Source organism: Actinokineospora iranica, from assembly GCF_900101685.1.
Taxonomy (GTDB): Bacteria; Actinomycetota; Actinomycetes; order Mycobacteriales; family Pseudonocardiaceae; genus Actinokineospora; species Actinokineospora iranica.
Genome location: NZ_FMZZ01000002.1, coordinates 49251 through 69067, shown reverse-complemented (window position 1 = coordinate 69067; position 19817 = coordinate 49251). Strand labels below are relative to the sequence as shown.

Below are 19817 nucleotides of genomic sequence, written 5' to 3'. Positions count from 1 at the left end.
TTGACGGAGATCCAGCTCGGCGACAACCAGTACGGCAAGGCGGAGACGCGGCTCGTGCGGGTCGACCGCGGCGGCGACACGCACGTCGTCACCGATCTGAACGTGACCACGACCCTGGCCGGTGATTTCGCCGCCACCCACCTCACCGGTGACAACAGCGGCGTCCTGCCGACCGACTCGCAGAGGAACACCATCTACGCGTTCGCCCGCGACGGGGTCGGGCAGATCGAGGACTTCGCGCTGCGGCTGGCCCGCCACTTCGTGGACACCGCGGCCACGGTCACCCGGGCGCGGATCGCGATCGAGCAGTACTCCTGGGACCGAATCCCGGCGACCGGCCACTCCTTCGCCCAGGCCGCGGGAACCCGCACGGTCACGGTCACCTACGACGGCGAGACCGCGACCGTGGTGTCCGGGGTGGCGGACGTGACCGTCCTCAACACCACCGGCTCCGAGTTCCGCGGTTTCCCCCGCGACCGGTACACCACACTGCCCGAGATGGCCGACCGCATCCTCGGCACCTCGGTCACCGCGCGGTGGCGGCACCGCGACGCCGAGCCCCGGGACTGGGCGGACTCGTTCGAGTGGGCCAGGGAGCGGCTGCTCACCGCGTTCGCGGACACCTACAGCAAGTCGCTGCAGCAGACCCTGCACGCCATGGGCGAGCGCGTCCTCAGTGGCGACGACGACCTGGTGGAGATCCGGTTGGCGCTGCCGAACAAGCACCACTTCCTTGTGGATCTCGCGCCCTTCGGTCTGGACAACCCGGGCGAGGTCTTTTTCGCCGCGGACCGACCGTACGGGCTAATCGAGGGCACGGTATGTCGCGCCGACGCGCCCGATCCCGGCCTTGCTTGGTGGTAAGAGGGCGACGGTAGGAGGACTAGGCGTAAGAGGACTGGGGTAGGAGTACCTATGGAGTTTCTGCGACCGGCCTCGCTCACCGAGGCACTGGAAGCCAAGGCGGCCCATCCGGACGCCACGCCGATCGCGGGCGGGACGGACCTGATGGTGGAGTTGAACTTCGACAAGCGCCGCCCCAGCGCGCTGCTCGACCTGACCGGGGTCGCGGAACTCGCGGAGTGGGACACCGACGGCGGCTCTGGCGGCGACCCAGGAGGCGACCCAGGAGGCGACACCGTCCGGCTCGGCGCCTGCGTGCCCTACAGCCGGATCATCGGCGAACTCGGCGGGCGGTTGCCCGGCCTCGCGATGGCCGCGCGCACGGTCGGGTCTCCGCAGATCCGCAACCGGGGCACGGTCGGCGGAAACCTGGGCTCGGCGTCCCCCGCTGGCGACGCGCATCCGCCGCTGCTGGCTGCGGGCGCGGCTGTCGAGGCGGCGTCGACGCGGGGGAGCAGACGGATTCCGGCGGCCGAGTTCTTCCATGGGCCCAAGCGGTCCGCCCTCGCGGCGGACGAACTGGTCGTGGCGGTCCACCTGCCGGTGGCCACCGGCCCACAGCAGTTCTCGAAGGTGGGCACGCGCAACGCGATGGTGATCGCGGTGTGCTCGTTCAGCCTGGCGCTGCACCCGGAGACCGGGGCGGTGGGCACCGGGATCGGCTCGGCGGGGCCGACGCCGCTGCGCGCCGAGGACGCCCAGCTGTTCGCCGCCGCCGAACTGGAGGGCCGGTGGGAGGCGCCGGGACCACTGCCCGACAGCGTGCTCCGCCGGTTCGGTGAACTGGTCGCGGCGGCGGCGAAACCGATTGACGACGTGCGCGGCACGGCGGAATACCGCAGGCACGCGCTGGCCGTGCTCGCCCGCCGCACGCTCACCTGGGCCTGGGACGACTACCGGACGGGAAGCTGGTCGCGATGCGCGTGAACATCGAGGTCAACGGCGAGCAGCGGGTCGCGGACACGGTGTGGGAAGGCGAAAGCCTGCTCTACGTGCTGCGCGAGCGGTTAGGACTGCCGGGCTCCAAGAACGCCTGCGAACAGGGCGAGTGCGGCTCGTGCACGGTCTATCTGGACGACGTGGCGGTATGCGCCTGTCTGGTCGCGGCAGGACAGGCCGAGGGCCGGTCTGTCCGCACGGTCGAAGGGCTCGCCGACGGCGACCGGCTCGACCCGATGCAGCAGGCGTTCGTCGAGGCGGGCGCGGTGCAGTGCGGCTTCTGCACCCCCGGGCTGATCGTCGCCGCGCACGACCTGGTGCGCCGCAACCCGCGCCCGTCCGACCTGGAGATCCGCGAGTCGCTGGCCGGGAACCTGTGCCGCTGCACAGGCTACGAGAAGATCCTCGACGCCGTGCGGCTCGCCGCCGAGCGGATGGGCGCGTCGGGAGGCACCGCATGAGGACTGTCATCGAGGGCGCGGCCATCGCCACGGTGGACGCCGCGGGCACCGAGCACGCCGAGGGGCACCTGGTCGTCGCGGACGGGCTCATCGACTCGGTCGGGGCCGGTCCCGCGCCCGCGGGGCTGCTTGCCGATCGACGGGTAGACGGCCGCGGCTGCCTGCTTACCCCGGGCCTGGTCAACACTCACCACCACCTCTACCAGTGGGCCACGCGCGGCCTGGCGCAGCAGTGCGACCTGTTCCACTGGCTCATCGAGCTGTACCCGGTGTGGGCGCGGCTGGACGAGGACATCACCCGGGCCGCCGCCACCGCAGGGCTCTACCGGCTGGCTCGGACTGGGTGCACGACAGCCGCCGACCATCACTATGTGTTCCCCGAGGGCGGCGGCGACTTGCTCGGTGCGACGATCGACGCGGCCAAGGCGGTGGGGGTGCGGCTGCACGCCGTGCGCGGGTCGATGGACCGCGGTGAGTCCGCTGGCGGGCTGCCGCCGGACTCGCTGGTCGAGGACACCGACTCCGCGCTCGCGGGCACCCAGGCCGCGATCGACCGCTGGCACGACCCCGACCGCGCCGCGTTCGTCCGCGTCGCGGTGGGGCCGTGCTCGCCGTTCTCGGTGACCTCCGAATTGATGGCGGGCGCCGCCGAGCTTGCCCGCGCGGCGGGCGTCCGGCTGCACACCCACCTCGCGGAGACCCTGGACGAGGAAAAGCAGTGCGTGGCCGAGTTCGGCCGCACCCCCGTCGAGTACGTCGAGACACTGGGCTGGCTCGGGCCGGACGTGTGGCTCGCGCACGCGGTGCACCTGTCCGACGGCGCCGTGCGCGCCCTCGGGGCCACCCGGACCGGGGTCGCGCACTGCCCGACCTCCAACGCCCGCCTCGGCGCGGGCATCGCCCGGGTCGCCGACCTGGTGGCCGCGGGTGCCCCCGTCGGCCTGGGGGCGGACGGCGCGGCGTCCAACGAGGACGGCGGCCTCGGCGTCGAACTGCGGCAGGCCACTTACCTCGCCCGCCTGCGCGGCGGCGCGGCCGCCCTCGACGCCCGGGCCGCGCTCCGGCTGGCCACCATGGGCGGGGCGGCGTGCCTGGGCAGGCAGGACGAACTGGGGTCGCTGGAGCCGGGGAAGCTCGCCGACCTCGCGCTGTGGCGGCTGACCGGGGTCGAGCACGCCGGGATCGCCGACCCGGTGGCCGCGCTCGTGTTCGGCTCCCTGCCGCCGCTGAAGCTGCTGCTGGCGGGCGGGCGCGCGGTGATCGAGGACGACGAGCCGGTACGCGTGACCGACTCCGACGTGGCGCGTGATTTGGCTGCCGTTAGCGCTGTCTTGGCCAGGAAAGCGGGGCTGACCCGATGACACGGTCGTCCACCGAACGCGCGGACACGACTGCCGGGATCGGCGGCAGCCCGATCCGGCCGGATGGCGCGCTCAAGGTCAAAGGCGAGTTCGCGTACTCGTCGGACCTGTGGGCCGAGGACATGCTGTGGGGCGCGACCCTGCGCAGCCCGCACCCGCACGCCCGGATCACCGCCGTGCGGATCGGGAAGGCCCTCGCGCTGCCCGGCGTCCACGCGGTCCTCACCCACGACGACGTGCCCGGCCGCAACCGGTTCGGCCTTGAGCACGCCGACCAGCCGGTGCTCGCCGAGGACGTCGTGCGCTACCAGGGGGAGCCGGTCGCGGTCGTGGCCGCCGACCACCCGGAGACCGCGCGCCGCGCCGCCGCGCTGATCGAGGTCGACTACGACGTCCTCGACCCGGTCACCGACCCCGAGACCGCCCTGGCCGACGGGACGCCCGCGCTGCACCCGGACGGGAACCTGGTGCGCCACGTCCGGATCAGGCGCGGCGACCCGGAGCCTGCCGCGCCCGTCGTGGTCACCGGCGAGTACACCGTGGGGATGCAGGACCAGGCGTTCCTCGGCCCGGAGTCCGGCATGGCCGTGCCTGCCGAGGACGGCGGGGTCGACCTCTACGTCGCCACCCAGTGGCTGCACGTCGACCAGCGGCAGATCGCCGAGTCCCTGGGGGTGCCGCAGGAGAAGGTGCGGATCACGCTGGCGGGCGTCGGCGGCGCGTTCGGGGCCCGGGAAGACCTGTCGATGCAGGTGCACGCGTGCATGTTGGCCATGCACACCGGTAAGCCGGTCAAGTTCGTCTACGGCCGCGAAGAGTCGTTCTTCGGCCACGTCCACCGCCATCCCGCGGTGATGCGGTACGAGCACGGCGCGACGGAAGACGGCAGGCTGGTCTACGTGCGCGCCCGCATCCTGCTCGACGGCGGCGCGTACGCCTCCACCACCAGCGCGGTCGTCGGCAACGCCGCCACCCTCGGCGTCGGCCCGTACGAGGTGCCCAACGCGCACGTCGACGCGTTCGGCCTCTACACCAACAACCCGCCGTGCGGGGCGATGCGCGGGTTCGGCGCGGTGCAGGCGTGCTTCGGCTATGAGTCGCAGATGGACAAGCTCGCCGCCGCGCTCGGCATGGACCCGGTGGACCTGCGCGTCCGCAACGCCGTGCGCGAGGGCTCCACGATGCCCACCGGCCAGGTCATCGACTCCGCCGCCCCGGTCGCCGAGCTGCTGCGGCTGGTGCGCGACAAGCCGATGCCCGCGCCGGTCGGGGACGCCGAAGGGGTCGCGGACCCGCGTGAGCTGCCCGGCGGGGTCTCGAACACCACCCGGGGCGAGGGGGTGCGGCGCGGCGTCGGATACGGAGTGGGCATCAAGAACGTCGCGTTCTCCGAGGGCTTCGACGACTACTCCACCGCCCGGGTGCGGCTGGAGGTGATCGGCGGCGAGCCAGTCGTCTCCGTGCACACCGCCGCCGCCGAGGTGGGGCAGGGGCTGGTGACGCTGCAAGCCCAGATCGCGCGTACCGAGCTCGGCGTGCACCAGGTGACCATCCTGCCCGCGGATACCGCTGTCGGCAGCGCCGGATCAAGCTCCGCGTCCAGACAGAGCTATGTAACCGGCGGCGCGGTAAAAGCCGCCTGCGAGGCGGTCCGCGCTGAGGTGCTCGCAATCGCGGCGGACGTGCTCCCCGCAGGCGGCGAGCTTTACCTGAACGGCGGAAAGGTCATCGCGTCCACCGGCGAGGCCGTCGCCGACGTGGCCGCGCTGCTCGGCGACCGGGTGGTCGAGCACACCGTCGAGTGGCGGCACCGGCCGACCCAGCCGCTCGACCCGGCGACCGGGCAGGGCAACGCGCACGTCCAGTACGCCTTCGCCGCGCACCGGGCGGTGGTCGACGTCGACACCGAGCTGGGCCTGGTGCGGGTCGTGGAACTCGCGTGCGCGCAGGACGTGGGCCGGGCGCTGAACCCGCAGGCCGTCGTCGGGCAGATCCAGGGCGGGTCCGCCCAGGGCCTCGGGCTCGCGGTGATGGAGGAGATCCAGGTCGTCGGAGGGAAGGTGGTGAACCCGTCGTTCACCGACTACCTGATCCCCACCATCCTGGACATGCCGCCGATGCCGATCGACGTGCTCGAACTCGCCGACCCGCACGCCCCCTACGGCCTGCGCGGGGTGGGGGAGCCGCCGACGATCTCGGCCACCCCGGCCATCGTCGCCGCCGTCCGCGCGGCGACCGGCGCGGCGCTGACCCGGATACCGATACGCCCGGAGCACGTGGTGTTCACCACTGTCGAGGACGGTGGTCACTCTTCGTAGTAGTGCCGTCCGGCGATATAACCCGTTTGGACGTCATGGTTGGCCAGTAGCCTCAGCGCACCTTGTCCCCGCGTCGCTGATCTCCGAGGTGCCGTTCCCGTGACCGACTCTTCCAGTTGGGTTCCCGAAGGCGTGAACACCGCATTGCCGAGCGCCGCCCGCGTCTACGACTACCTGCTCGGCGGTGGGCACAACTTCTCCGGCGACCGCGCGCTGGCCGAGAAGCTGGTGACCGTCGTCCCCGCCCGGGACATGGCCCGGCTCAACCGCGCCTTCCTCCGGCGCGCGGTGCTGCATCTGGTCGACGCGGGCATCACCCAGTTCCTCGACCTCGGCTCGGGCATCCCCACCGTGGGCAACGTGCACGAGATCGCCCACTCGGCCGACCCGGACATCCGCGTCGTCTACGTCGACTACGAGCCGGTGGCCGTGGCGCACAGCGAGTTGATGCTGGCGGACGAGCCGAACGCGACGATCCTGCAAGCCGACATGCGCGACCCGGAGAAGATCCTGAACTCCCCGCGCGTGCGCGACCTGCTCGACCTGGACCGGCCGCTGGGGCTGCTCATGGTCGGCGTCGTGCAGTTCATCCCCGACGCGGACGACCCGTGGGCGCTCGCCGCCAGTTACCGCGACGCCATGGCACCCGGCAGCTACCTCGCGCTGTCCGCGTTCACCTGGGACAACGCACCCGCCGGGATGGCCGGGGCGGTGGAGGTGTTCAAGAACAGCCAGGACCCGATCTTCCCGCGCGCCCGCGCGGAGATCATGCGGATGTTCGACGGCTTCGACCTGGTCGAGCCCGGCCTCGTCTACACCCCGCAGTGGCGGCCGGAGCGGCCGGAGGACGTCGGCGACAACGCCGAACGGTCGAACCTCTACGCGGGCGTGGCCCGGAAACCGTGAAACCCACCTGATCGGAGTAGAAGGGTTCCGCGAGAGGTGGATCATCGGGGTAGCGCTCAGTGCCGAAGCGGGTGCACAGTGGTACTTCCCTGGTACTTCCCTGGTACTTCCCTGGTACCTCCCTGGTACTCCTTCCCCTCGGTACCGATCCCACCGACAAGGACACTCGATGACGTGCCGTCCGGACGGTCCGCGTGGACCGCGCTGAACTGGCCAACAGATGGGCCGACCTGGCCAGAAGATGGGCAGCGGCGCTGACCCAGGTGGTCTACGTGCCGCGGTCCCGGGACGCCATCGAACGCGACCTCGCCGACCTGCTCGGCGCCCTGGCCGGGTGCCTGCGCGCGGACGCCGACCCGGCGTCCGCAGCGGCGGTGGGCAAACGGCTTGTCGAGGCGGGCTTCCACAACCCGGTGTGCGTGCGGGCCTCCATCGACCTGCTCGCGCCGGAGCTGCCCCGGCTGGCCGAGCGCGCTGACCAGTCCGATGTGGACGGTTCGGTGGAGTCGTCGCTGCTGCCGGTGTTCGCCGCCATCGCGGCCGGATTCGCCGAGGCGACCCGGGACCGGCTGTTCTTCGAGCAGGAAGACCTGCGCGGCGCCCTGATGCGCGCCAAGGAGAACGTCGAGCGCGACCTGCGGGCCAGCGAGGCGCGGTTCAGCGAGGTGTTCGCGACGTCCTCGCTGGGCATGGTGATCAGCGATCCCGGCGGCGGCGTCGCCCGCGCCAACAAGGCGCTGGAGGACATGCTCGGCCACGACCCCGGCACGCTGTTCCGCAAACGCCTCGACGACCTGTTCCACCCGGACGAACGCGATTACCTGCGGTCCCGATACAGCGACCTGCTCACCGCCAAGCACCCGGGCCGAGACCAGCTGCACGAGCGCACCCGGCTCGTCCGCGCCGACGGCGAGACCGTGTGGGTGCGGATCGCGGTGTCGGTGCTGCGCGACCGCGACGGCCAGCCCGACCACCACGTGACCATGGTCCAGGACATCTCCGACCTGCACCTGCTCGAGCACCAGATCAGCCACCAGGGCACGCACGACCCGCTCACCGGGCTGCGGAACCGGCAGTCGTTCGTCACCAGGCTGGAAGAGGCGCTGGGCGCGGGCGCGGACCTGTCGGTGTTCCACCTCGGACTTGACGACTTCGCCGTCGTCAACGACGGCATCGGCCGCGAGGCGGGCGACCACCTGCTGCGCCACGTCGCCGCCTGCCTGTCCATGGTCGTGGCCGAGCACGCGGGCGCGGCGCACCCCGGCGTCGTCGCCAGGATCGCGGGCGACGAGTTCGCCATCCTGCTGCACCACGGGCCCGACACCGACGTCGGCGCGGTCGCGACCGCGATCAACGAGGTGCTGTCCGAGCCGACCTACGTCGGCGGCGACGGCATCGCGGCGTCCGCGACCATCGCGGTGGTCCGGCTGCCCGCGCCCGACACCGAGCCCGGCGACCTGCTGCGGGCCACCGACATCGCGGTCCGAAGACTCAAGGCCGCGGGCCGCCGCCAGTGGTGCCTGGTCGACCCGGAGCAGAACCGCCGTTTCCGCGAGCACTACCGGCTGGCCGCGTCGATTCCCGGGGCGTGGGAGAACGGCGAACTCGACGTGGAGTTCGAGCCGGTAGTGCTGACCGACCGCCGGGAAGCGATGGCCGCCCGAGCGTTGCTGCGGTGGACGCACCCCACGCAGGGCGTGATCGACCACCGCCGCTGCCACGAAGTGCTGCTCGACACCGGCCTCGGCGTCCCCCTGGGCCACTGGCTGCTGCAGCACGCCGCCGAACGCCTCGTCGCGCTGCGCGAGCGCACCGGCGCCGCGCCCCGGCTCTACGTGGAGCTGACCGCCGAGCAGTCAGCCGACCCGGACCTGATCGCGGCCGTCCGGCGGGCGCTGGCGGAATCCGGCCTGAGCGCGGAGGAACTGGAAATCGGAATGCCGGTCGACTCCCTGTGCATGGCGGACAGCCAGGCCGAGGACAACCTCGGCGTGCTCGTCGAACTCGGCGTCCGGTCCGTGCTGACCGGCTTCGGCCGAACCAGAGGCGACCTGGCGTGCGTGGAGGACCTGCCGATCCAGACCGTGCGGATGGCCGACCTGGTGGTGGCCCGGCTTGTGGAGCCCCGGCCGGAGGCGCTGTTCACCCGGGCGATCCGGGACCTGGTCCCGATGGTGCGGGACACCGGGGTCTCGGTGATGGTCGCGGGCATGGAGACCGCGGCACAGGTCGAGTGGTGGACCGAGGCAGGCGCCGACCGCGCCTCCGGCCCGGTGTTCGGCGAGTTTCCAGCGGTGTGAACACGAGCGGTGTGAACCGGACTGCGTGAACAAGCTGGCGTGAACCGGCCTTCGTGAACCGAGTGGTGTGAACAGGCCTGCGTGAACCGGGTGGCGTGGGTGAAGCGGTCTGGACAGCTCGACGGCCCCCCGGTTGATCCGGAAGGCCGTCGGGTATGTGGGGCGCCTCAGGCGGCGACGGCGAACGAGGCCAGCGCGGCGGCCCCCGCCACCGTGAGCCGCGCGGGCACCAGCTGGCCGAACCGGCCCTGGTCGCCGGTGATCAGACCGTCGTGGGTGAGGGTGTGCGCGGCGAACTGGTCGCAGCACGGCACGCCGTCGATGTAGAGGTCCGGCTCACTGCCGCAGCTGATCTGCGCGCGCCCCGCGTCGACGGCGCGGAGCATCGCCAGGACGCGATAGTTCAGTTCATAGGGTGTGCTGGTGGCCTTCATGGTTCCCCCCTGCGGTGGTGTCTTCTGGTGTGGAGTCTTTTCATCTTCATGGGGTCCATCGGAGTGCGACCCCGGGCACGTTACAAAGCGTGACTTTCGGGCGGCCAACGCCCCGCTGAAATCCGCTACCGACCCCCGGACGGGTAGCGGTTCCCGCTGCGTGCTCACCCGGGCGAACCGGCTATGACCTGCTGAAACGCCGCTTCCGTCCACCGTGAACCCCTCCTTGGTGTCTACCAGGAAGAGGCGGCACACCGCATCTCAGATACCGGAACGTCGCCGCATTCACCCCCATGGGTCACCCCGAATGGTGGTGTCGCGTGGGTGGTCCTTTCGGCTACCGCTGGTGCCGGTCGTGCCTGCTCGCCAGCCCGTACAGAATCCGCTGCATCACGTCGGGGTCGGTGTCCACCGGCTCCCGCGCCGCCTCGATCGCCGCGGCCTGCGACGGCCGCCGCTGCCGCCGCGGCAACGGCACGGCCGAGGCCTCCATACCTCCCGGCAGCGGCAGGCTCGCCCACAACAGGCACCGCCCCGCCCCCAGGTCCACCACACCCGTGTGCCCCCCCGGCGGAGCCGCGGGCGCCCGAACCTCCCGCGGCGACTCGATCTCCATGATCAGGTCGCCCCCGGACAGCCGCACCCGCGCGATCATCATCCCCGGCCCCGCCGGGTCAGCCGCGGCCACGACAGCCTCCGCCATCGCCCGCGCCACCTCGGAGGCAGCCTCCCGCATCGGCCGCAGCGCCCACTCGGTCAGCGAGAACCGCACGAACATCTCCGTGCACCCCACCGCGCTAGGCAGGGCGACCAACTGGAGGTCGTCCATCTGTTCGGTCCGGTCGTTCATGGGTACTTCCTTCCCGCTGCCGCCCGCGCGTGCGCAGATGGTGCCATGTCACCCGTCAGTGGTGACACCCGAGGTCTACCCTCTTACTCCTTGTATACGACCGGACCGAACAAGTCACCCTCTGCGTCCTCGAAAGTGTCTCGCAGGGTCCCTCGATGGTGTAGTTCTGACTCTCGTGCGCGCTTTCACCGACAACGGCCGTGAACTGATCGCCGAGTTTGCCTTTGAACGGGAAGGCGATCAACTCGCCCTCGTGCTGGAGAGCGCGGGAGGGAAGGTCAAAGGAAGCCCGCACCCGCGCAACAAGGACTACGTCGAGACGCTGCGGCTCCTGATCAGTCGCCTCGCCAGGCTGCGAGCGGTGATCACCTCAGCGGTGGTCGACTCACGGCAAGTGCACCGGGCCGGCCTGTCCGAGAGCGAGCGCGCCTTGATCACCGAGCCGATCCAGCTCACGCCGACCACCGATGCCGAGGACGTGCGCAAGCAGTTGACCAGCCCGCAAAGCCGGGTCGGGCGATCGGCAGGCGCGACAGGCGACAGCAACAACCGCAAGCGCATCCGGATTCGGCTGCAGGTGCCTGGCTACGGGGCGCACGAGGCTGCCGAGTTGGCCGCTGCGGTGGTGAGCCCGCGAGTCGGGCCGGACGCCCGCGACGTTCTCGCTGCGTTGGAGGTGGCGAACGGTGGGGCGGCCATCGGCGGAAACGACCTCATGCTCAAGGTCGACGGCACGCTGGTGCTGATCGCCCCTGAGGATTCAGCGGTCGCGGAGCCGGTGCTCGTCGCGGCGGTGCAGGCGGGCATCGACCGGCTGTGGCAGCGGGGGTCCGTTTCGCTTTCCGAGTTGGGGGACGACGGGGAGCTTGTCGGACGGGTGCTGGCGCAGCTGCCCGATGCGGCGCTGGTCGGCGACCCGCCGACGTTCGTCCTCGGCCGCGCCACGGACGAAGACAGGAGCAAGGACAAAACCTACGGGGTGCTCGACCGGGCCACCGAGGTCAAGTACCGGGTGGAGCAGGCGGACCTGCGGGCGCGGCTGGTCGGGGCGAAGAAGGTCGCGGCGTGCGCGTTGTGCGGGGACGAGTTCCCGGTGCGGTTCCTGGTGGCCGCGCACATCAAGCAGCGGTCCGTGTGCGACGACGACGAGCGCCGGGACCTGACCAATGTGGCCATGCTCGCCTGCTCGTTCGGGTGCGACGCCCTCTTCGAGCGCGGGGTTGTGACGGTGCGGGCGGACGGGGGCATCCGGGTCTCGGAGTCCGGGGTCGGCGGGAGCCGGTTCGGCGACCATCTGGCCCTGCTGAGCGGCAAACGGTGTGGGGCGCATCGGGCGGAGACCGAGCGGTATTTCGCCTGGCATCGGGAGCGGTGGTCCGGGCGCTCTTGACGCGCTGACCTGCTGGTCTGGCGTGGTGCACCGCGCCAGACCGGAGCCGCCGGGGTCAGGATTTCGGGCTGGGGGCGGTCAGGGACAGCGCCTTCGGGGCGGGGCCGCAGCAGCCGCCTTCGGTGGTCTCGGCGTCGTTGGTCGCGGTGTCGAAGAGGCCGGAGCCGCCGCAGACGCCGGTTTCGGGGAGGACCAGTTCGACCCTGGTGGCGGATTCGTGGTCGCCCGCGATGGCGGCGGCGACGGAGCGGACCTGCTCGTAGCCGGTCATGGCCAGGAAGGTGGGGGCGCGGCCGTAGCTCTTCATGCCGACCAGGAAGACGCCGGGTTCGGGGTGGGCCAGTTCGGCGGCGCCGTGCGGGTAGACGGTGCCGCAGGAGTGGACGTTGGGGTCGATGAGCGGGGCAAGCGCGGTCGGGGCGCGCAGGACGGGGTCCAGGTCCAGGCGGATCTCGGAGAGCCAGGTGTGGTCGGGGCGGAAGCCGGTGAGTGCCACTACCTCGTCTACCGGGTCCAGGCGTTGGCCTTCTATAGAGGTCAAGACAATGCTGTCTGCGGTTTGTTCGACGGTGGTGGTGCGGAAACCGGTGACTGTGCGGACGTGCCCGGCGCGGGCGGCCTCTTGCGCCTTGCGGCCCAGCGCGCCGCGGGCGGGGAGTTGGTCGGCGTCGCCGCCGCCGAAGAGGGCTCCTGGTTCGCCGCGGCGCAGCAGCCACAGCACCTCGGTGTGGGGGAGTTCGGTGAGTGCGACCAGCGCGGTCAGCGCGGAGTGGCCGCTGCCCGCGAGGGCGACGCGCTTGCCCGCGTACCGGGCGCGGGTGGCCGGGTCGGCGAGGTCGGGGACGCGGTAGGCGATCCGGTCGGCGGCCGCTGTTTCGCCGAGGGCGGGCAGGCCGTCGCCGCCGAGGGGGTTCGGCGTGGTCCAGGTGCCCGAGGCGTCGACCAGGGCGCGGGCGGTGATCAGTTCTTCGCCGTGGGGGGTGCGGACGTGCACGGTCAGCGGCTCGGTGTCGCGGCCCGCGTCGACCACCAGGTCGCGGCCGCGGCGGGCGACGCCGACGACGCGGGCGTTGTACCGGACCCGGTTGCCCAGTGCCGCGGCCAGCGGGGACAGGTAGTCCGCCGCCCACTCGGCGCCGGTCGGGTAGCCGTCGGTGGGGGGTTGCCAGCCGGTGGCGGCGAGCAGGCGCGCGGCGGCGGGGTCGACCAACTCGGGCCACGCCGAGAACAGGCGGACGTGGTGCCACTGGGCCACCGCCGCACCGGCCCGGTCGGCCGCCTCCAGGACCAGCGGGCGCAGCCCGCGCTCGGCCAGGTGCGCCGCGGCGGCCAGGCCGATCGGGCCAGCGCCAACCACGACCACGGGGAGTCCGTCCATGATTCCTCCTTGTCGAGAGAGAACTTGTCAAGAGCGATACATCGACGTTCGTCGATCCAACGAGGTGAACTATATCGACCGGTATCGATTGACGCAACCATCGAGCGTGGTCGATACTGTGCGGTATGACCACCACGACCGGGCTGCTCGCGCCGCACGACGCCGACACCTACGCCGAGTGGTTCGCCTGCCTGGCCGAGCCGACCAGGGTGCGGTTGCTGCACGCGGTCGCGGTCGCCGGGCGCGCGGTCACCGTCGGCGAGTTGACCGAGCGGGTCGGCATCAGCCAGTCCACCTGCTCCCACCACATCCGCAAGCTCGCCGACGTCGGATTTGTGCTGCTACGCAAAGAAGGGACCACGACCCTCGTGACGGTGAACACCGCGTGCTGCACCGGCCTGCCGCACGCCGCGGACGCGGTGATGGGCGTGCTGGCCCCGCGTCCCTGCTGCCCCGCCGACCTGCCCGCCGACGTCGCCGTGCGGGCGCTGCGGCCGGATGACTGGGCGGCGGTCCGCCGGATCTACGGCGAGGGCATCGCCACCGGCGACGCCACATTCGAGACCGAGGTCCCCGCCCGCAAGACGCTGGAGGCCAAGTGGCTGCCCGCGCACCGCTGGGTCGCCGAGATCGACGGCGAGGTCGCGGGATGGGCGGCGGCGACCCTGGTGTCCACTCGCGAGTGCTACGCGGGGGTCGCCGAGACCTCGGTCTACGTCGGCGCCGACTACCGGGGCCGAGGTGTCGGGAAGACGTTGCTGCACAAGCAGGTCACGGCCGCGGACGAGGGTGGCCTGTGGACGCTGCAAACCTCGATCTTCCCCGAGAACCGCGCCAGCCTCGCGCTGCACCACGCGGCGGGCTTCCGCACGCTGGCCGTGCGGGAGCGGATCGCGCGGCACCACGGGGTGTGGCGGGACACTGTCCTGTTGGAACGCCGCGCCGCGGACTGAGCGTGCGGACGGGCCGCCGCGGCCGTGTGCCCACGGCGAGCACGGCCGCGGCGGCCGCGGAACGGGGTCGGGTCAGCGAGTCGTCCACAGGGTCGGGCGGATGCCGTGCGTCTTGTCCTCGCTGGAGCCGACGACCTGGCCGCGGTTGTTCAGCGCGAACGGACGCGCGTCCTTGCCCCCGACAGTGCCAAGATCGGTCATCGTCCCATCGCGCCACAGGAACGTGCGCCGGTAGTCGTCGGATGTGTCGCTGCTGATGCCCACGACGTCTCCCCGGTCGTTGACGGCCTTGGCCGAGCTGTACGTCCCGCCGGCCGTCCCGAGGTCGATCATCGTGCCGTGCCGCCACAGGAAGGCGCGCGGCGCGCCCGCCGCGGTGCTGCTCGTCCCCACGACGTCACCGGCGTCGTTGATCGCCTGCGGGCCGGAGGCGACCTCGCTGTGCTGCCTGCCGAGGGTGCCCAGGCGGATCATCTGGTCGCCGGACCACAGCGGTCCGAGGGCCACTAGCAGATCACGATTTCCGATCACCGGTGACTACCGCCGGACGCCCTATTCACTCGGCTGCGGATTCGGTGCTGGTTATCAATCCGCCACAAATGCGCGGGGGTCGAATGCGCCGACTCGAGAGCGGAGTCTGCTGGTGGACCATGGCCAGCTGAAGCTGTTGCGGCCATTGGCGTCGAAGTAGTAGCTGGCGCAGCCGCCGGTGTTGTAGACGGTGCCCGCGAGAGCGCGCTGGACGTCGGCGTTGTAGGCGGCCTGGACTTCCGCGCGCACCCGCATACTGGTCCAGTTCGCCGCTCTGGCGTGGGCGATGGCGGCCAGGGTGTAGTCCAATTGGGCTTCGAGGACGGCGAAGGCCGACGAGTGCCCGGTGCCCAGGTTCGGGCCGAGCAGCAGGAACAGGTTGGGGAAACCCGACACGACCGTGCCGAGGTAGCTCTGCGGGCTGCCTTTCCAGTGGTCGTCGAGGGCGCGCCCGTGCGCGTCGCGGACCAGTTCGCGCAGCGGGGAGTCGAGGATGTGGAAACCGGTGGCGAAGATGATGGCGTCGACCTCGGCGCCGTCGCCGTCCGCGCCGACCACCGTCGAGCCGCGGACTTCCGCGACCGCGCAGGCATGGACGTCCACTGTGGACTTTGCCAGGGTCTGGTAGTAGCTGTTGGAGAACAGCAGGCGCTTGCAGCCGATGGTGTAGTCCGGCGTCAGCTTCGCCCGCAGCGCGCGGTCGCGGACCGTGAGCCGCAGGTGCGCGCGGCCCAGCGCCTGCACCAGCCGCATGAGCCGGGGGACGCGGAAGCCGACGCCCAGGGTCTCCAGCACCGCGTACTGGCCCGCGCGCACCACCCGCCGCGCCAGTGGGAACCGCCGCAGCAGGCCCTGGGCGAAGCCGGACACCCGGTGGTCGGGCTTGGGCAGCACCCACTGCGCGGTGCGCTGGAACAGGTGCAGCCGCGCCGTGCGCGCGGCGATCTCCGGCACGAACTGCACCGCGGACGCGCCCGTGCCGACCACGGCGACGCGCTTGCCGGTCAGGTCGTAGCCGTGGTTCCACCGCGCAGAGTGGAAGACCTCGCCGGGAAAGTCCGCCAGGCCGGGGATCTCGGGGACCAGCGGCTCGTTCCACGGCCCGGAGGCGGTGACGAGGAACCGCGCGTCGTACTGGCCGTCCGTGGTCTCGACGCGCCACCGGCCCGCGTCGGGGTCCCACTGGGCGCCGGTCATCTCGACGCCGAACCGGGTGTGCGCGGCGATGCCGTGCTCGTCCGCGGTCCGGGTCAGGTAGGCGCGGATCTCCGGCTGCGTCCCGTAAGCGCGGCTCCACAGCGGATTCGGGGCGAAGGAGTACGAGTACAGCGCGGACGGCACGTCGCAGGCGCAGCCGGGATAGGTGTTGGCGCGCCAGGTGCCGCCGAAGCTGTCGGCCTTCTCCAGCACGGCGAAGTCGATCCCGTCCCGCTTGAGCCGGATCGCCGCGCCGATGCCGGACGCGCCCGCGCCGATCACCAGCACCTCGAACGAGCGGGTCATCGGGGCGCCCGCACCCGCAAAGCGGTTTCCACTGTGGACAGCGCGCGGCGGGGGTCCATGAAGTTGGGCCCCATGGCGGCCAGGTCCTCCGGCCCGGGTTCGATCCGGTGGACCACCGTGCCCGCAGCGCGCAGGGCGGCGGCCTCCGCGTCCAGCAGTCGGCTCATCGGCCTGCGCAGCAGGCGTTCCAGGCGGCTGAGCCCGCGCGCGGGCGCGGGCCCGGCCGAGGTCATCGGGGCGATGACCACGACCTCGTCCAGCCCCCGCGACACCAGCAGGTCGGCCGAGGTGGGGGAGAGCACACCGCCATCGATGTGGGCGCGGCCGCCGATCTCCACCGGGGGAAACCACCCCGGAATCGCCCAGGACGCGGCGATCGCCGGGCCGAGCGGGCCGGTGGCCGCGTCGAAGACGACCCGCTCACCGGTGTCGCGGTCCGCGGCCACCAGCAGCGTGTCCCGGTGCGCGACTTGCGGGGCCAGCGCGTCGCCGAGGCGGTGCAGCCAGGTCTGGTCGCCGCGCCCCAGCGGCAGCAGGCCAGCCAGCCGGGCGAGCGGGTGCGCGCCGACGCGCGGCAGCCGGGGCGCTGCGAACCCGAGCGCCGGGACCGGCGGCAGCGCGCCGGGGCAGGCGGCGAAGTGGTCCCGCAGCAGGGCGGGCGCGTGCGGCTGGTCGGTCAGCGCGGCCAGCACATCGTCCACAGTGAACCCGGCGGCGAGGATCGCGACCAGTTCCGCGCCTGCCGACGTGCCGACCATGACCTCGGCGGAGCGCGGGTCCCAGGCCAGGTCCCGGCTCAGCGAGTGCAAAGCCGCGACCGACCACGCGAAGCCCACCGTGCCGCCGCAGCCAACCACGAGCCCGCGCCGGGTCATCGCGGCAGCCCGCCGCGCAGCAGTTTCCCGGTGGGGTTGCGGGGCAGTTCGGGGAGGAACACGAACGCGCGGGGAACCTTGTAGCGGGCCAGGTTCTCCTTGACGTGCAAGGCGAGGTCGGCCGGATCGGGGGGCGCGTCGCGGGCGACGACGTAGGCGACCAGCCGCTGGCCGAACTCATCGTCGTCCACCCCGATCACCGCGACGTCGGCGACGGCCGGGTGCCGGGAGAGCACGTCCTCCACCTCTTGCGGGTAGACGTTCTCACCCCCGGAGACGATCATGTCGTCCGCCCGGCCGTCGACGTGGAGTCGGCCCTCGCTGTCGATCCGGCCGACGTCGCCGGTGTTCATCAGCCCGTCCACCATCTCCTTCGTCCCGCCGCCGGTGTACCCCTCGAACACCAGCGGCCCGCCGACGAAGATGGTCCCCGGCTGACCTGCGGGCACCGGCCGCCGGTCGGCACCGAGGACCCGGGCCGGAACACCGACCGTGGGCCGCCCCACCGTGCCCGGCGCGGCCCGCAGGTCGGCCGGGGTGGCGACGGCGGCGATGCCGATCTCGCTCGACCCGTACCCGTTGTAGAGCACGTCGCCGAACTCGGCCATGAACCGCTCCGCCAGCACCGGCCGCAGCGCCGCGCCGCCGGAGAGCACCGCCCGCAGGCAGCCGTGGTCGTACCCCTCGCGCACCGCCGGGGGCAGCGCGAGAATCCGTTGCAGCATCACCGGAACCGCTGCCACGAAGGCGATCCCGTGCCGCTCGATGTCGGCGAGCGCGACCTCCGGGTCGAACCGCCGCCGCAGCACCACCGGCGAGCGCAGGAACACCGCGAGCGCCCATGCGGCGAGCCCGAAGCCGTGGAACAGCGGCGGCCCGATCAGCACCGGGTCGCCGGAGCGCAGCCCGGTGCGGCGCAGGATCGTCACGGCCGGGCCGAGGACGGCCAGCGGGCTCGGCGTGCGCGGCGCGCCCTTGGGCGCCCCGGTCGTCCCCGAGGTCAGGATGGTGACTTTCCCCTGCCGCAGCCTGCCCACCTCGGACAGCGGCGCGTGCCCGGCGACCAGTCCATCCAAAGTGGACCACTCGACAACCGGATCTACAGTGGACTCCGCGGTGAGCTCCGCGGTCGTGTCCTGCCAGGCGACTACCCTCGGCGTGCCCTCGGGGACCAGCGGCAGGAACTCCTCGTCCACCACCAGCAGGTCCGCGCCCAGCCGGGGCCAGACCCGCGCAAGCTGCGGGCCGGAGAACTCGGTGTTGAGGTAGACGACGTCCGCGCCGACCCGGCCCGCCGCGGCGCTGGTGAGGACGAAGCCGCGGTGGTTGCGGCACAGGACCGCGATCGTGGCGCCGGGGCGCAGCCCGTGCCGGTCGAGAAGGCCGCGGGCCAGCCGGGCCGCGGCGTCGTTCAACTGGCCGAAGGTGAGCGTGCCGCGGTCGTCGACCAGGCCCAGCGCGTCCGGCCGGTGCGCCGCGGCGACCGCGAGCAGGGTGGCGGGCGAGGTACCGGTGTGCCGCACCGCGCGCCGCATGTCGCGCAGGTGCCCCGGCCGGGACTGGCCCGCCAACCCGGTGCTGAGCAGCGCGGCGGCGGTGTGCCGCAGGATCGCGGCTCCGCTGCCCAGCTTCCCCGCGCTGCCCCGGATCCCCAGTCGTCTCATGCCCGCACGCTCCCGCGTCCGCCGCCGCCGTGCTCACTGGCGCCGTGCTTGCTGGCGCCGGACAGCCTGCCCGCGAGCGCCTGCCAGGGGCGGCGGGTGGCGGCGGCGCCGAGTTCGGCCAGGTCGGCCCACCAGGGGCTGATCTGGGCGGGGCGGCGCGTGATCGCCCGGCACACCACGCCCGCTGCCTCGTCGGCCGTCATCCCGGGCAGGTCGTCGAAGGCGCGGGTGGGGGCGCTCATCCTGGTCCTGATCAGCGGCATGTACACCGAGGTCGCGGTGATCCCGTCGCGGGCGATCTCGGTCGCGACGCCGCGGAAGAACACGTCGAACGCGGTCTTGGACGCCTGGTACGCCACCCACCTCGGCGCGGGCGGGACCTGCACGCCGATCGTGGAGATGTTGACCAGGTGCCCGCGGCCGCGGGCGCGCATGGCGGGCAGCAGGCCGAGGAACAGCTTGACCGGGCCGAGGTAGTTCACCCCGATGGTGCGCTCGAAGTCGTGGAACCGGCCGGTGGACTTCGCGATGGAGCGGCGGATGGACTTGCCCGCGTTGTTGACCAGGACGTCCACGTGCCCGTGCTCGCGCAGCACCCGCTCGGTCAGCGCCTCGACCTGCGCCGGGTCGGTCAGGTCGGTGGGGTAGGGGTGCGCGGTCCCGCCCGCGCGGCACAGGTCGGCGGCCAGCGCGTCGAGCGCGTCGGCGGTCCTGGCGACGAGCAGCACGGTCGCTCCCGCGTGCGCCAGGCGCCGGGCCGTCGCCTCGCCGAGGCCGTAGGACGCGCCGGTGACCAGCACGACCCGGCCGGACACGGCCGCGCGCAGGGCGGCGGGGTCGACGTGCGAGCGCGGATTGGCCATCCAGCGCGCGGCTCCGCTGCGGGACAGGCGCGCGAGGACCGGGTGGCGGCGGGCTGCCATCTGACCGACCTCCGCTCAGCCGCACGGGTGTCGGCCTGCGGCGCGCACCCAGTTGGAATAATGTCGCTATCTGGATATCGTGCCTATGCGACGTTGTCAACGATTCGGGTCCGACGGTGAGGATTCAC

General features: G+C 72.3%; 17 protein-coding genes. 9 read left to right on the top strand and 8 right to left on the bottom strand.

Translation table 11 applies throughout. The features are described 5' to 3' along the window. From pucL to BLS56_RS05555, 7 genes are all read left to right on the top strand, one after another. Positions 1 to 864 (top strand): factor-independent urate hydroxylase, encoded by an 864-nt coding sequence (gene pucL / locus BLS56_RS05585; RefSeq protein ID WP_228771406.1) that lies wholly within the window; start codon positions 1 to 3, stop codon positions 862 to 864. Positions 865 to 915: 51 nt separating this feature from the next. Beyond that, on the top strand, positions 916 to 1830 hold the full coding sequence (locus tag BLS56_RS05580) for an FAD binding domain-containing protein (RefSeq protein WP_091448867.1): 915 nt from the start codon (positions 916 to 918) through the stop codon (positions 1828 to 1830). Beyond that, on the top strand, positions 1821 to 2303 hold the full coding sequence (locus BLS56_RS05575) for a (2Fe-2S)-binding protein (protein ID WP_091448866.1): 483 nt from the start codon (positions 1821 to 1823) through the stop codon (positions 2301 to 2303). The genes BLS56_RS05580 and BLS56_RS05575 overlap by 10 nt, the downstream gene beginning before the upstream one ends. Further along, complete coding sequence (locus tag BLS56_RS05570) at positions 2300 to 3664, top strand: 8-oxoguanine deaminase (RefSeq protein WP_091448865.1); 1365 nt, start codon at positions 2300 to 2302, stop codon at positions 3662 to 3664. Before BLS56_RS05575 ends, BLS56_RS05570 begins: the two co-directional genes overlap by 4 nt. Next, positions 3661 to 5982 (top strand): xanthine dehydrogenase subunit D, encoded by a 2322-nt coding sequence (pucD, locus tag BLS56_RS05565; protein WP_091448864.1) that lies wholly within the window; start codon positions 3661 to 3663, stop codon positions 5980 to 5982. Before BLS56_RS05570 ends, pucD begins: the two co-directional genes overlap by 4 nt. Positions 5983 to 6081: 99 nt before the next feature. Further along, positions 6082 to 6888 (top strand): SAM-dependent methyltransferase, encoded by an 807-nt coding sequence (locus tag BLS56_RS05560; protein ID WP_091448863.1) that lies wholly within the window; start codon positions 6082 to 6084, stop codon positions 6886 to 6888. Positions 6889 to 7082: 194 nt separating this feature from the next. Next, positions 7083 to 9188 carry an EAL domain-containing protein gene (locus BLS56_RS05555; protein WP_091448862.1) on the top strand — a complete coding sequence of 702 codons (2106 nt, stop codon included), beginning with the start codon at positions 7083 to 7085 and terminating at the stop codon, positions 9186 to 9188. Between the two features lie 167 nt (positions 9189 to 9355). On the opposite strand, the gene BLS56_RS05550 is transcribed toward BLS56_RS05555, so the two are convergent. Together BLS56_RS05550 and BLS56_RS05545 are read right to left on the bottom strand one after the other, a co-directional pair. Continuing rightward, a complete protein-coding gene (locus BLS56_RS05550) occupies positions 9356 to 9622 on the bottom strand; it encodes a hypothetical protein (protein ID WP_091448861.1) in 267 nt (88 codons plus the stop codon). A 337-nt stretch (positions 9623 to 9959) separates the two neighbouring features. Next, positions 9960 to 10472 carry an ATP-binding protein gene (locus BLS56_RS05545; RefSeq protein ID WP_175482687.1) on the bottom strand — a complete coding sequence of 171 codons (513 nt, stop codon included), beginning with the start codon at positions 10470 to 10472 and terminating at the stop codon, positions 9960 to 9962. A 175-nt stretch (positions 10473 to 10647) separates the two neighbouring features. On the opposite strand from BLS56_RS05545, the gene BLS56_RS05540 reads away from it, so the two are divergent. Then, positions 10648 to 11862: a hypothetical protein gene (locus BLS56_RS05540; RefSeq protein WP_091448859.1), complete on the top strand. Its 1215-nt coding sequence runs from the start codon at positions 10648 to 10650 to the stop codon at positions 11860 to 11862. A gap of 55 nt (positions 11863 to 11917) precedes the next feature. Here the strand turns inward: BLS56_RS05540 and BLS56_RS05535 are convergent, their stop codons facing one another. After that, complete coding sequence (locus BLS56_RS05535) at positions 11918 to 13240, bottom strand: FAD-dependent oxidoreductase (protein ID WP_091448858.1); 1323 nt, start codon at positions 13238 to 13240, stop codon at positions 11918 to 11920. 125 nt (positions 13241 to 13365) lie between these two features. Here BLS56_RS05535 and BLS56_RS05530 point away from each other — a divergent pair, with 125 nt between their 5' ends. Further along, complete coding sequence (locus tag BLS56_RS05530; RefSeq protein ID WP_091448857.1) at positions 13366 to 14193, top strand: helix-turn-helix domain-containing GNAT family N-acetyltransferase; 828 nt, start codon at positions 13366 to 13368, stop codon at positions 14191 to 14193. Between the two features lie 72 nt (positions 14194 to 14265). On the opposite strand, the gene BLS56_RS05525 is transcribed toward BLS56_RS05530, so the two are convergent. From BLS56_RS05525 to BLS56_RS05505, 5 genes are all read right to left on the bottom strand, one after another. Further along, a complete protein-coding gene (locus BLS56_RS05525) occupies positions 14266 to 14700 on the bottom strand; it encodes a hypothetical protein (RefSeq protein WP_091448856.1) in 435 nt (144 codons plus the stop codon). A gap of 78 nt (positions 14701 to 14778) precedes the next feature. Beyond that, positions 14779 to 16227 (bottom strand): flavin-containing monooxygenase, encoded by a 1449-nt coding sequence (locus tag BLS56_RS05520; RefSeq protein ID WP_091448855.1) that lies wholly within the window; start codon positions 16225 to 16227, stop codon positions 14779 to 14781. Next, positions 16224 to 17102: a patatin-like phospholipase family protein gene (locus BLS56_RS05515; protein ID WP_091448854.1), complete on the bottom strand. Its 879-nt coding sequence runs from the start codon at positions 17100 to 17102 to the stop codon at positions 16224 to 16226. The genes BLS56_RS05520 and BLS56_RS05515 overlap by 4 nt, the downstream gene beginning before the upstream one ends. Next, positions 17099 to 18766 (bottom strand): AMP-binding protein, encoded by a 1668-nt coding sequence (locus BLS56_RS05510; protein ID WP_091448853.1) that lies wholly within the window; start codon positions 18764 to 18766, stop codon positions 17099 to 17101. The genes BLS56_RS05515 and BLS56_RS05510 overlap by 4 nt, the downstream gene beginning before the upstream one ends. After that, positions 18763 to 19689 carry an SDR family NAD(P)-dependent oxidoreductase gene (locus tag BLS56_RS05505; RefSeq protein ID WP_228771405.1) on the bottom strand — a complete coding sequence of 309 codons (927 nt, stop codon included), beginning with the start codon at positions 19687 to 19689 and terminating at the stop codon, positions 18763 to 18765. The genes BLS56_RS05510 and BLS56_RS05505 overlap by 4 nt, the downstream gene beginning before the upstream one ends. Between the last annotated feature and the right edge of the window lie 128 nt (positions 19690 to 19817).

What these genes read in the sequence shown, in the direction of transcription:
- BLS56_RS05580 (WP_091448867.1), top strand. Translation starts at nt 916, where the DNA reads ATGGAGTTTCTGCGACCGGCCTCGCTCACCGAGGCACTGGAAGCCAAG.
- BLS56_RS05575 (WP_091448866.1), top strand. Translation starts at nt 1,821, where the DNA reads ATGCGCGTGAACATCGAGGTCAACGGCGAGCAGCGGGTCGCGGACACG.
- BLS56_RS05570 (WP_091448865.1), top strand. Translation starts at nt 2,300, where the DNA reads ATGAGGACTGTCATCGAGGGCGCGGCCATCGCCACGGTGGACGCCGCG.
- pucD (WP_091448864.1), top strand. Translation starts at nt 3,661, where the DNA reads ATGACACGGTCGTCCACCGAACGCGCGGACACGACTGCCGGGATCGGC.
- BLS56_RS05550 (WP_091448861.1), bottom strand. Translation starts at nt 9,622, where the DNA reads ATGAAGGCCACCAGCACACCCTATGAACTGAACTATCGCGTCCTGGCG.
- BLS56_RS05545 (WP_175482687.1), bottom strand. Translation starts at nt 10,472, where the DNA reads ATGAACGACCGGACCGAACAGATGGACGACCTCCAGTTGGTCGCCCTG.
- BLS56_RS05535 (WP_091448858.1), bottom strand. Translation starts at nt 13,240, where the DNA reads ATGGACGGACTCCCCGTGGTCGTGGTTGGCGCTGGCCCGATCGGCCTG.
- BLS56_RS05530 (WP_091448857.1), top strand. Translation starts at nt 13,366, where the DNA reads ATGACCACCACGACCGGGCTGCTCGCGCCGCACGACGCCGACACCTAC.
- BLS56_RS05520 (WP_091448855.1), bottom strand. Translation starts at nt 16,227, where the DNA reads ATGACCCGCTCGTTCGAGGTGCTGGTGATCGGCGCGGGCGCGTCCGGC.
- BLS56_RS05515 (WP_091448854.1), bottom strand. Translation starts at nt 17,102, where the DNA reads ATGACCCGGCGCGGGCTCGTGGTTGGCTGCGGCGGCACGGTGGGCTTC.
- BLS56_RS05510 (WP_091448853.1), bottom strand. Translation starts at nt 18,766, where the DNA reads ATGAGACGACTGGGGATCCGGGGCAGCGCGGGGAAGCTGGGCAGCGGA.
- BLS56_RS05505 (WP_228771405.1), bottom strand. Translation starts at nt 19,689, where the DNA reads ATGGCAGCCCGCCGCCACCCGGTCCTCGCGCGCCTGTCCCGCAGCGGA.